We start from the raw sequence: 10,239 nt of genomic DNA, 5'->3' as shown, positions 1-10,239 counted from the left end.
ACGACCAGCCAGCCTTCCAGCGGGCGATGCGCCTGTGTGTGCGGGTCTTCAGCGAGTTCGACGGGGGGCTGGACGTCCGCCCCGTGCCGTGGAATTTCAATTACCTCACCTTGCCCGAGTGGCGGGCGCTGGCCGCGGTCGACGCCGCGGCGGCGGACATCGTGATCGTGGCGGCCTCGCGGGTGGACGAGTTGCCGGCGGGGGCGCCGATGGAGCATGCTTTGTTTCCGGTGCTGTGGCCTGAGGGCGCGTGAGAAAAAGCGGCCTGGGCTTGCGCAGCCATTCAAGCCTCCGGCACGTAGAACAACCGGTCTGCATGATCGACAAAGTAGGCGGCCAGGTATTCCAGCCTGTCTAGGTCAATGGAAAACCCATGGCTGAACTCGTCATAAGCCTGTGACGTTGACTCGAACGACCCCGAAGTCCCCAGCCAAGCTTGGTACGCAGCCTTCAGTGCAGCCGCCTCACCAGCCAGGCCCACCTCGCAGTAGCTCTCCAGAATGCGATCCATCGCATCATGGCGATTGTCAAAAGCAGACCATCCGCTGCGTTGGCATTGCGCTTCCCAATCAAAGAGATACGCGACCTGCGCGTAGGCGCGGGGCAAAGACTCTTCTGGTATGTCCGAATAGAACAAGAGGCTGCCGAACACCATGAAAGCATCGATCCAGCCTCGATGGTTCTCCGCCTTCCAGAATTCAATCGGATAATCTTTGGGCAGATGCTTTCGGCTGACAGTCTCTTCCAGCAGCGGTATGACGACAAACGGCAATCGCATTCTTCTTCCCCCTTTTTATTGATGAACCGAACGCATGGAGTACACCTGAGTCCGGTCCATGCACCCTACCCAAAAGCGGCGCCAACGGACGCCACCCACAGTTCGAAATGAGGGGACTCACCTCCCCCTCAGCGGCCTCAGCAGATCCGACAGCCCGTTGTGATCGATCTCGTGCATCAGCGCCAGCAACTGTCCCAGCTCTCCCTTGGGGAATCCCTCGCGCGCAAACCAGTTGAGGTAGTTGCCGGGCAGGTCGGCGATCAGCGTGCCCTTGTGCTTGCCGTAGGGCATCTCCATGGTCACCAGTTTCTGCAGCTTTTCCGCGTCCATGCAAGGCTTTCTTTTTTCAGCCGCCCGCGCGCTTGACCTTGTGGCCGAGCTTTTGCAGCGCGGCCATCACGCGGTCCACGTGGTCGCCCTGGACCTCGATCACGCCGTCCTTCACCGTGCCGCCACTGCCGCAGGCGGCCTTGAGCTGCTTGCCCAGTTGGTCCAGCGCGGCGGCATCGGCCAGCACGCCCTTGACCAGGGTGACGGCCTTGCCGCCGCGGCCCTTGGTTTCGCGCGAGACGCGCACGATGCCGTCGCCTGCGGGCACGGCCGCCTTGGCCAGTTCCTTGCAGTGGCACTGGGCGATGGGCTGTCGGCAGTCGGGGCACATGCGGCCCGCATCGGTGGAGTAGACCAGGCCGCCCAGGCTGGCGAGGTCGGCTAGGGATTTCTTGGGAGCGGGGGCCATGCTTATTGCTGCTCCCGGGGCTTGTCGGCAGGGTTGGCGCCGAGCTCGTTTTGCAGCATGTGGAAGTTGAGCAGGCGCGTGGCCATCACGGTTTCGGCAAGAAAGCACACCAGCGCGAGCAGAAAGGACACCACACCCGCCAGGAAGCCGGCGATGGCCAGGCGGTTGGCCTGGTAGTCCAGCGTTTCGCCCAGGAACAGCAGGATGATGGTGATGCCGATGAGAAAGGCGCAGAAGGTCAGCAGCGCAATGCAGCCATTGGCCAGCCGGCCGCGCAGGCGCAGCTCACCCAGCTCGACGTAGGCGCGGGCGGTGTACTCGGGGTCGCTGTTGGCGCGGGCGCGGTCTTCCACCACGCGGGCGCGGTCGATGATGCGGGCCAGCCGGCCGGCCACGGCGCCGATCATGCCGGAGACGGCGGTGAGCAGGAAAACGGGCGCCACCGCCAATTGAATGCCGTGGGTGATGGCGGAAGGGTCGGTCGGAATGGCCATGGACTGGGACAGCGTGGGAATATGCCGTCCGATTATCTATGCGCACGGCCCATGCCAAGTGCAGGACAATCGGGGGATTGTCCCAATCCATTCTGCGCTCGTGCCCATGGCACCGGCGCCCAGCCCATGCCTTTTGCCGCCCTCGGTCTCTCCCCTGCCCTTGCCCATGCCGCCCAGGCCGCAGGCTTCACGGCGCCCACGCCCATCCAGGCCGAGGCGATCCCCCCGATTCTGGACGGCAAGGACCTGCTGGGCATCGCGCAGACCGGCTCGGGAAAGACGGCGGCATTCGGCCTGCCCCTTCTGCAGCTGGTGCAGATGGGCGCCACCGGCCAGTCGACCCGCCCGATCCAGGCCCTGGTGCTGGTGCCCACGCGCGAGCTGGCGGCCCAGGTGGGCGAGGTGCTGCGCGACCTGGCGCGCCACCTGGTGCAGCAGCCGCCCAAGGTGGCGGTGGTGTTCGGCGGTGTCTCCATCAACCCGCAGCTCATGGCGCTGCGCGGCGGGGCTGACGTCATCGTGGCCACACCGGGCCGGCTGCTCGACCGGGTGGAGCACAACGCCGTTCTCCTGGGCCAGGTGGCCCCCCTGTTGCTGGACGTGGCCGACCGCCTGCTCGACCTGGGCTTTGCCGAGGAACTGCAGCGCGTGCTGGCCCTGCTGCCGGCCAAGCGGCAGAACCTGTTCTTTTCGGCCACCTTCCCCACGGCCGTGCAGGCCCTGGCCGACGGCCTGCTGCGCCAGCCGGTACGCGTGGAGATCGCCGCCACGCCGGAACACACGCCCGACATCGCGCAGCGCGCCATTGCGGTGGACGACAAGCGCCGCACCCAGTTGCTGCGCCATCTGGTGAAAGAGCATGAATGGTCGCGCGTGCTGGTCTTCGTGGCCACGCAGTACGCGGCCGAGCACGTGGCCGAAAAGCTGTACAAGGCCGGCATCTACGCCAGCCCTTTCCACGGCGGACTGAGCCAGGGCGCGCGCAAGCAGGTGCTGCAGGAGTTCAAGGACGAGCGCTGGCAGGTGGTGGTGACCACCGACCTGGCCGCGCGAGGCATCGACATCGCGCAGCTGCCCGCCGTGGTCAACTACGACCTGCCGCGCTCGGCCGATGACTATGTGCACCGCATCGGCCGCACCGGCCGTGCGGGCGAGAGCGGCGTGGCAGTGAGCTTCGTGATGCCTGAAGCGACCGCACATTTCAGGCTGATCGAAAAGCGCCAGGGCCTGGCCCTGCCGCTGGAGGTGATCGCCGGCTTCGAGCCCACCGAGGTGGCGCCGCCTGCCACGCCTGCAGCCCCGGGCACGGGCGGCATCAAGGGCCGCCGCCCGAGCTAGAAGGACAAGCTGCGTGCCGCGGCGGCAGTTGCCGAGGCCGAAGCAGCCGCCGAAGCCGCGCGCCCCCGGGGCAAGAAGCCGCCCAAACCCGAATAACTGCCGCCTGCGGCCACAAAAAAACCGGCTGCCCCGTGAAGGGCAAGCCGGCTGGCGTGCAGAAGGCAACAAGGGCGCCCCGAGGGAGCGGCCCAGCAGCCCAGGGTTCTTCAGTCTTCGCTGTCGTCGTCTTCAGCGCCCATGCCGTCGTTGGCATCGTCGCGCTCGCCTGCAGGCCGCGTGGTGCGCTTGCCCGGCTTGGCCAGGATCTCGACGTAGAACTGCTTGCCGCCCTCGGCCACCACGCCGTTGATCAGCCCGGTGAGGGCCGACAGGTGCACCGCCGTGGCCGCTTCCTTGGTGGCGCCGAACTGGCAATCGAAGTCCCAGAAGTCAGCGCCTGCGGGGATTTCGCGGCGCCGTTCGCGCTTGATGTACTTGCGGATGTCGTGCTTGACGGCTTCCAGAACGCGGTCTGGATTCTTGCCTTCGACATGGAGTTGAAAAGTTTTTCTCATGGGCGATGGTACCTCCTGCCGCCCAGGCGGACAGATCGGGTAACCATCCATGTTGGCATACATGCCTGCCGTGGCGCAATTCCCTTGCGGATTTCAGCTATCGGCCCTGGCGCAAAACCCGCTCTATAAGATGGACAGCAACAAAGGCCTTGAACAGGCCGCAATTCATAACAACGGAGGTGCACTATGTCTACTGGAGGCTGGATTCTTTCTGCGGTGCTGGCGGTCGCGCTGGTATGGGCCATCGCGATCTACAACCGCCTGGTGCAATTGCGCAACCGCATTGCCAACGCGTTCGCGCAGATCGATGTGCAGCTCAAAAGGCGCCATGACCTGATCCCCAACCTGGTGGAGGTGGCGCGCGGCTATATGGCGCACGAAGCATCCACGCTCGAAGCCGTGGTCAAGGCGCGCGGCAATGCGCAAAGCGCTGCCAGCGCCGCCCGTGCAGCCCCCGCCAGCGCCAACGCCCTGGGCGCGCTGGCCGCGGCAGAAGGTGTGCTCGGCGGCAGCCTGGGCCGGCTGATGGCCCTGGCAGAGGCCTACCCCGAGCTCAAGGCCGACACGACCATGAAGTCGCTGAGCGAGGAGCTCACCAGCACCGAAAACCGCCTCGGGTTCGCACGCCAGGCCTACAACGACCAGGTGCTGGAGTTCAACGACCAGGCCCAGCAGTTCCCCGACCTGATCGTGGCACGGCTGCTGGGTTTCGTGAGCTCGCCCATGCTCGAATCGACCCAAAGCGCGGAAGAACGCGCCACACCCAAAGTCCAGTTCTGATCCGTCCACGCCAACGCGAGGACTGATCCATGAAGTTCTGGAACCACCAGGAAGATGCGCGCAGCGCAACGCGCCGCCTGCTGCTGGGCTTTGCCATCGCCGTGGTGCTGCTGGTCGCGGCCGTGCACGGGGCGCTGGTGGTGGCCTGGCTGCTGATGGCGTCCGTGCTGCCGGGCAACCTGCCCTACCCTGCGGGCTTTCTGGCCGCCAACGTCGGCGTATCGCTGCTGCTGGTGCTGGGGGGCTGGTGGGTGGAAACCTCCAACCTGCGCGGTGGCGGCATCAAGCTGGCGACGCGGGCCGGGGCGCGCGAGCTGCGGCCCTCGATCTCGCATGCCGAGCAGCGCCTGGCCAACATCGTCGACGAGCTGTGCATTGCCGCCAGCATGCGCCGCCCGCAGGTGATGGTGGTGCCGCGCGTCGACGCCATCAACGCCTTTGCCGCCGGCTGGGACGAGAAGGACGCCGTGCTCGCCGTCACCCAGGGCGCGCTCGATTACCTCAACCGCGAGGAACTGCAGGGCCTGGTGGCGCATGAGCTGAGCCATCTGCACGAGGGCGACACACGCCTGAAGATGCAGCTGGCGGGCATGGTGTTCGGGCTGGAGCTGGTCTACAACTTCGGCGACACGATGCGCGAGCGGCGCGGCCTGTCGTGGTGGTTCGGCTCGGCCATCATGCTCGCGGGCGTGGCCGGCTGGCTCACGGGGCGCATGCTCAAGGCCGCCGTATCGCGCCAGCGCGAGTACCTGGCCGACGCCCGCGCCGTGCAGTGGACGCGCAGCAAGGAGGGCCTGGGCGGCGTGCTGCGCAAGGTGATGGGACAGCGCCGCGACACCCCTGCGGGCTATGCCCAGGACCACCGCCACACCGGCCTGGCCCTGCCCTCGGTGCAGCACATGCTGCTGGTGGACGTGGAAGGCGGCAGCCGCCTGGAGCGCCAGCTCGACACCCACCCCACGCTCGAAGACCGCGTGCGCCGTGTCTATGGCCGGCCCATGCAGCCGGTGGCTGTCGCCCCGGTGACCGTGGAGCCCGAGGCCGCGCGCCGCGGCAGCGCGGCCACTGGTGCAGTGCCAGGGGAACCGACCATCGCTTCGCTGGTGGACCCGTTCGCCCGGTTCACCTGAGCCAGACGCCCCGGGGCGCAGATGCGGCGCCGGCCTACGCCCCCCGGGAGCCGCTTCGGCGACCATGCGATGTCGTGCGCCAACCAAGATGGCGCCAGGAAGCCCCGCACCGGCCAACAACCATTGCCAAACAGTTGGCGGCGTTTTGCGCGCCCGGTGCCACAATGCACCACTACGTATTGTTACAACAGCGCATGCACCACGATCAGGACCTGTTGCAACTGCTGCCTGCAGCCGCTTTGGTGGTCACGCCTGCCGGCGCCATCCTGCGGGCCAACGCGGCCGGCGTGGCCCTTTTGGAGGCCGACAGCGAGCAGGCCCTGCTGGGCCGCATTCTCGGCCACTTCGTGCATCCCATGGACAAGGCGCGCTCCAGCCAGCGCATCGAGCGCGTGAAGGAGCCCGACCATGCGGGCCGGCCCAACAAGTCCTCCGAGTTCCGCGTGCGCACCGACAAAGGCCAGCTGCGCATGGTGCTGGTGTCCAGCGTGGCCATCGAATGGCAGGGCGCGCCGGCCCTGTTGATGTGCGGCATGGACATGACGCACCAGAGCGAAATCCAGGAGCAGTTGCGCGAGAGCGAGCACAACTTCCGCCGCCTGTTCGACAACATGCAGGACGTCTACTACCGCACCAACGCCCAGGGCGTGGTACAGCACGTGGGGCCGGGGGTGCGCCGCGTGCTGGGCTACGAGCCGCACGAGATCGAGGGCCGCACGGCCGAGTCCTACTACCCCGAGAGCAAGGACCGCGATGCCTTCAAGGTGGCCATCCAGGAAAAAGGCGAGGTGGCCGACTTCCCCGGGCAGATGGTGCGGCGCGATGGCACGGTGATCGACATCTCCATCAGCAGCCACGCGCTGTACGACCACCAGGGCCAGTTCGCCGGGGTGGAGGGCATCTACCGCGACGTGACGCAGCGCAAGAACCTGGAGCGCGAGCTGCACCGCCTGGCCACCACCGACATGCTGACTGGCATGGCCAACCGCCGCGCCTTCCTGGAGACCGCCGACGCTGCCTACCGCACCGCACGCGAGCACGGCACGCCGCTCACGCTGCTGATGCTGGACGTGGACCATTTCAAATCCATCAACGACCGCTTCGGCCACCTGGAGGGCGACCGCGCCCTAGTGGCCTTTGCCCGCGCCGTGATGGACGGGCTGCGCCCCGGCGACGCGGTGGGCCGCCTGGGCGGAGAGGAATTCGGCGTGCTGCTGCAGGGCACCACGCTGGCCCAGGGCCATGAGGTCGCCGTGCGGCTGCTCAACTGCGTGCGCACGCTGGAACTGGCGGGCGTGGATGCGGCTGGCAGCCACCATTACCGCATCACGGCCAGCATGGGCCTGGGCACGCTCAGGGGCAGCGACCGCAGCCTGCGCGACCTGCTGGACCGGGCCGACCAGGCGCTCTACCAGGCCAAACGCCAAGGGCGCGACCGGATTGCGCTGGCCGATGCCGACCTGGATAGCGAAGGCTATTGAGTGGCGTCCGCGTCGCGTGCGCGCTCAGAAGTCGAACACCGCCGCGCCCATGCCATAGCGCCCGTGCAAGGTCGTAGCGAGAACGCCCAGGCAAAACGCGGCATACAGCAGGATGAAAAGCCTTTGGGCGGTTGCCGATTGCGCTGGCGCACCCCTCGGGCGCACAGGCCCCAGGGCCGCCGCCAGCAGCATGGCAGGGATGATGAAGTAGCGCCCCTGCAGGCCCTGGACGACGCGCGCGGGGTAGTCGTTCCAGGTCACGGCCAGGGCAAAGAAGGCCAGCAGCGCACTGCCCAAGGCGGCGACCAGCAGCGTGGCGCGGATGCCGAGATCGGCCCTCTCGTAGCGGGTCCCTGCCACGGTCAGCAGGGCCGCCAGCAGCAGGCCGCCGCCAATGGCGGCCAGTGCGAAGTCTGGAATGGGCGCATCGGCCCAGCCCAGGTTGCCCACGACCGACGAGGCGATGAGCTGGCCCTGGAAGGGGTCGGCAATGGTCCGCCCCACCAGGTGCAGGAATTCGAGCGGGTCGCGCAGGTAGGCACTGATGATCTGCCCGGTGGAGTGCGCGCGCACCACGCGGTGGTCCTGGGTGTGCAGCAAGCCGTACAGTGTCCAGCCGGCGCTGGCCACCAGCAGCGTGGCCGAGGCCGCCAGGCGTTGCCAGGACCCGTGCCGCAGCAGCAGCACCAGGGGCAGCAGCACCATGGGAAGCAGGTTGGTGCGCGACGTGACCAGCAGGAAGATGGAGAAATAGAAAGCGAACGACTGCCAGCGGGTGGCCTTGCCTTCGTGCCACTGCAGCAGAAACAAGGAGAGCACCAGCAATGCCAGCGCAAAGCACAAGCCGTCGATGGTGGGCGAGATGATCTGGAACAGCGCCATCGGCATGAGCACCAGGGCCTGCACCAACAGCGCGGGCCGCGCTATCTGCCAGGCCCAGAAGACCAGGCCGAACACCAGCAGGGTGACCAGCATGCGCGTGAACTGGTAGCTGTGGCCCAGGGAGAGATCGAACTCCCGCGACAGCTTGAGCCCCAGTGCATGCGGCAGGTAGATGAAGGGCGCGTAGTACCCCGTGGCCGAGGCATTGACGAAGATCTCCCCATCCTGCCAGTCGTACCGGGTGGCCTGGTCCATGAGCCAGGCGGGCGACAGGCTCCGGTCCCGGTGCGGCCCCACGATCTTCTGCATCCACTGCGAGAACACGAAGAAATGGGTGTCCACCCAGCCCCCCGTTCTGCTGCGCGCCCCGGGCTCCTCGCCCTGGAGCAAGGGCTGGCCGTGGGCCACCATGTCGGCCCGCAGCAGGTGCACGATTTCATCGGGCGACTGGAAGGCCGGAATCAGCTGCATCATGCCGCAGGCCACCGCAAACGCCAGCGCGAACCACGCCAGGCGGACTCTTTGCACGCCACCCATGCCCCGCCGCACAATGGCAGGTACAAAGCGAGGCCAGCCAGAAGGGTCAGGGTGCAAAAACAAATGAAACAGGGTTCAAGTAAAAAATAGACAGCGACCATCCCAGCTGGCGAGAACCATCTTAGCCAGGGAGATCGCGGCGGCGATTGCCTGCAGCGCTCAAACGCACGTCAGGCGTGACCTACATCACCACAAGCGCTTCTTTATCGTCCACCAGCCCAGGCACCGGCATGCGACGCGCGCGCCGGGCATGATGGCAGGCGGCTACGCCTGCTGCAATCGATCTTGCATCTGGATTCATTTCTACAATAGCCCATGACCCGACCATTCACCGAGCGCACTGTTCCCGGCAAGGAGGAGATCGCGCTGCTCGCACCATTTGCGCGCCTTCCCCCCGACCGCATTGCCCTGGTGGCCACGGCCGAGCAGGCCCGCCAAGCCGGGGAGGAACTCGCCGCGAGCCCGGTCTGGGGCTTCGACACCGAATCCAAGCCCACCTTCGTGCAGGGCGAAGCATCGGACGGCCCGCACGTGGTGCAGCTGTCCACCCTCGATAAGGCCTGGGTGTTCCAGCTGCACGACCGGGATTGCCGCCACCTGGTGGCCGAGTTGCTGGCCCGGCCCGGCGTGACCAAGGCGGGTTTTGGCCTCGGTGACGACAAGAAACGCATCGAGGCCAAGCTGGGCGTGGTGCCCGAGGGCGTGCTGGAACTCAACCACGTGTTCCGCCAGCAGGGCTACCGCAAGGACATGGGCGTCAAGGGCGCCGTGGCCGTGCTGTTCAACCAGCGCTTCATCAAGTCCAAGAAGGCCGCCACCTCCAACTGGGCCAACCCCCGACTCACCGAATCGCAGCTGGTGTACGCCGCCAACGATGCCTATGCAGCGGCGCGGGTGTACCACGCGCTGGGGCTGCCAATGAACGCCTGACTACAGCACGGCGGCCAGTCGCGCCGCCTGGTCGATGGCGCGCTTGGCGTCGAGCTCGCCCGCCTCCAGCGCACCGCCCACCACATGGGGCTTCCTGCCCAGGGCCAGCAGCTCGTCGGCCAGGGTGCGCAGCGGCAGCTGGCCGGCGCACAGCACCACGGTGTCGCAGGGGATCCAGGTCGGGTCCTCGCGCTGCTCGCCGTAGGAGACCAGCAGGCCCTCGTCGGCAATGCGCTCGTAGTTCACGCCGCCCACCATCTGCACCTGCTTCATCTTCAGTGTGGTGCGGTGGATCCAGCCCGTGGTCTTGCCCAGGCCCTCCCCGAGCTTGCCCTTCTTGCGCTGCAGCAGCGTGACCTGGCGCGCCGGTGGCGTCACCTGCGGGCCCTTGGGGGCCAGGCCGCCGCGTGCCTCGGCGGGGTCGGTGATGCCCCACTCCGCCTGCCAGGCGGGCAGGTCCAGCGTGGTGGAGTGGCCTTCATGGACCAGGAACTCCGCCACGTCGAAACCGATGCCGCCGGCACCGATCACAGCCACGCGCTCGCCCACGGGCTTGCGATGGCGCAGTACGTCGATGTAGCTGAGCACCTTGGGAT

At 67.1% G+C, this 10,239-nt stretch carries 12 protein-coding genes and 1 pseudogene; 6 read left to right on the top strand and 7 right to left on the bottom strand.

The genetic code is table 11. The features are described 5' to 3' along the window. A pseudogene (locus ACK59X_RS23410) lies at nt 1-254 on the top strand (hypothetical protein); the annotation flags it as partial. A gap of 29 nt (nt 255-283) precedes the next feature. Here the strand turns inward: ACK59X_RS23410 and ACK59X_RS23405 are convergent. The 4 genes from ACK59X_RS23405 to ACK59X_RS23390 form a co-directional block, all read right to left on the bottom strand. Further along, nucleotides 284-772 (bottom strand): hypothetical protein, encoded by a 489-nt coding sequence (locus tag ACK59X_RS23405; RefSeq protein WP_409960778.1) that lies wholly within the window; start codon nt 770-772, stop codon nt 284-286. A 123-nt stretch (nt 773-895) separates the two neighbouring features. Continuing rightward, nucleotides 896-1,108 (bottom strand): DUF3820 family protein, encoded by a 213-nt coding sequence (locus tag ACK59X_RS23400; RefSeq protein ID WP_145696252.1) that lies wholly within the window; start codon nt 1,106-1,108, stop codon nt 896-898. A gap of 16 nt (nt 1,109-1,124) precedes the next feature. Then, the gene (locus ACK59X_RS23395) at nt 1,125-1,517 is read right to left on the bottom strand and encodes a translation initiation factor Sui1 (protein WP_409960777.1); all 393 of its coding nucleotides are present in this window, start codon (nt 1,515-1,517) and stop codon (nt 1,125-1,127) included. 2 nt (nt 1,518-1,519) lie between these two features. After that, nucleotides 1,520-2,011: a DUF2721 domain-containing protein gene (locus tag ACK59X_RS23390; RefSeq protein ID WP_409960776.1), complete on the bottom strand. Its 492-nt coding sequence runs from the start codon at nt 2,009-2,011 to the stop codon at nt 1,520-1,522. A 126-nt stretch (nt 2,012-2,137) separates the two neighbouring features. Between ACK59X_RS23390 and ACK59X_RS23385 the strand changes: the two genes are divergently transcribed. Further along, a complete protein-coding gene (locus tag ACK59X_RS23385; protein WP_409960775.1) occupies nt 2,138-3,349 on the top strand; it encodes a DEAD/DEAH box helicase in 1,212 nt (403 codons plus the stop codon). Between the two features lie 206 nt (nt 3,350-3,555). On the opposite strand, the gene ACK59X_RS23380 is transcribed toward ACK59X_RS23385, so the two are convergent. Next, the gene (locus ACK59X_RS23380; protein WP_409960774.1) at nt 3,556-3,903 is read right to left on the bottom strand and encodes a DUF6172 family protein; all 348 of its coding nucleotides are present in this window, start codon (nt 3,901-3,903) and stop codon (nt 3,556-3,558) included. Between the two features lie 186 nt (nt 3,904-4,089). Between ACK59X_RS23380 and ACK59X_RS23375 the strand changes: the two genes are divergently transcribed. The 3 genes from ACK59X_RS23375 (at nt 4,090) to ACK59X_RS23365 (ending at nt 7,294) form a co-directional block, all read left to right on the top strand. Further along, entirely contained in the window at nt 4,090-4,683 is a 594-nt protein-coding gene (locus tag ACK59X_RS23375) for a LemA family protein (RefSeq protein ID WP_409960773.1), read from the top strand. Nucleotides 4,684-4,712: 29 nt separating this feature from the next. Further along, a complete protein-coding gene (locus tag ACK59X_RS23370; protein WP_409960772.1) occupies nt 4,713-5,813 on the top strand; it encodes a M48 family metalloprotease in 1,101 nt (366 codons plus the stop codon). A 194-nt stretch (nt 5,814-6,007) separates the two neighbouring features. Beyond that, nucleotides 6,008-7,294 (top strand): diguanylate cyclase, encoded by a 1,287-nt coding sequence (locus ACK59X_RS23365; protein ID WP_409960771.1) that lies wholly within the window; start codon nt 6,008-6,010, stop codon nt 7,292-7,294. A 24-nt stretch (nt 7,295-7,318) separates the two neighbouring features. Here ACK59X_RS23365 and ACK59X_RS23360 read toward each other — a convergent pair whose 3' ends face one another. Beyond that, on the bottom strand, nt 7,319-8,704 hold the full coding sequence (locus ACK59X_RS23360; RefSeq protein WP_409960770.1) for a DUF2142 domain-containing protein: 1,386 nt from the start codon (nt 8,702-8,704) through the stop codon (nt 7,319-7,321). Nucleotides 8,705-9,028: 324 nt separating this feature from the next. Between ACK59X_RS23360 and ACK59X_RS23355 the strand changes: the two genes are divergently transcribed. After that, complete coding sequence (locus ACK59X_RS23355; RefSeq protein ID WP_409960769.1) at nt 9,029-9,643, top strand: 3'-5' exonuclease; 615 nt, start codon at nt 9,029-9,031, stop codon at nt 9,641-9,643. Here ACK59X_RS23355 and ACK59X_RS23350 read toward each other — a convergent pair. Continuing rightward, on the bottom strand, nt 9,644-10,239 hold a 596-nt coding region (locus ACK59X_RS23350; RefSeq protein WP_409960768.1), incomplete at its 5' end, for an FAD-dependent oxidoreductase.

It is taken from the genome of Acidovorax sp. (assembly GCF_046339755.1).
Classification (GTDB): domain Bacteria; phylum Pseudomonadota; class Gammaproteobacteria; order Burkholderiales; family Burkholderiaceae_C; genus Acidovorax.
This window is presented reverse-complemented; position numbering and strand designations above follow the sequence as displayed.

Bases quoted from the DNA above. Each gene is read 5' to 3' on its own strand.
- ACK59X_RS23375 (WP_409960773.1), top strand. From the start codon at position 4,090: ATGTCTACTGGAGGCTGGATTCTTTCTGCGGTGCTGGCGGTCGCGCTG.
- ACK59X_RS23400 (WP_145696252.1), bottom strand. From the start codon at position 1,108: ATGGACGCGGAAAAGCTGCAGAAACTGGTGACCATGGAGATGCCCTAC.
- ACK59X_RS23385 (WP_409960775.1), top strand. From the start codon at position 2,138: ATGCCTTTTGCCGCCCTCGGTCTCTCCCCTGCCCTTGCCCATGCCGCC.
- ACK59X_RS23355 (WP_409960769.1), top strand. From the start codon at position 9,029: ATGACCCGACCATTCACCGAGCGCACTGTTCCCGGCAAGGAGGAGATC.
- ACK59X_RS23390 (WP_409960776.1), bottom strand. From the start codon at position 2,011: ATGGCCATTCCGACCGACCCTTCCGCCATCACCCACGGCATTCAATTG.
- ACK59X_RS23365 (WP_409960771.1), top strand. From the start codon at position 6,008: ATGCACCACGATCAGGACCTGTTGCAACTGCTGCCTGCAGCCGCTTTG.
- ACK59X_RS23395 (WP_409960777.1), bottom strand. From the start codon at position 1,517: ATGGCCCCCGCTCCCAAGAAATCCCTAGCCGACCTCGCCAGCCTGGGC.
- ACK59X_RS23370 (WP_409960772.1), top strand. From the start codon at position 4,713: ATGAAGTTCTGGAACCACCAGGAAGATGCGCGCAGCGCAACGCGCCGC.
- ACK59X_RS23380 (WP_409960774.1), bottom strand. From the start codon at position 3,903: ATGAGAAAAACTTTTCAACTCCATGTCGAAGGCAAGAATCCAGACCGC.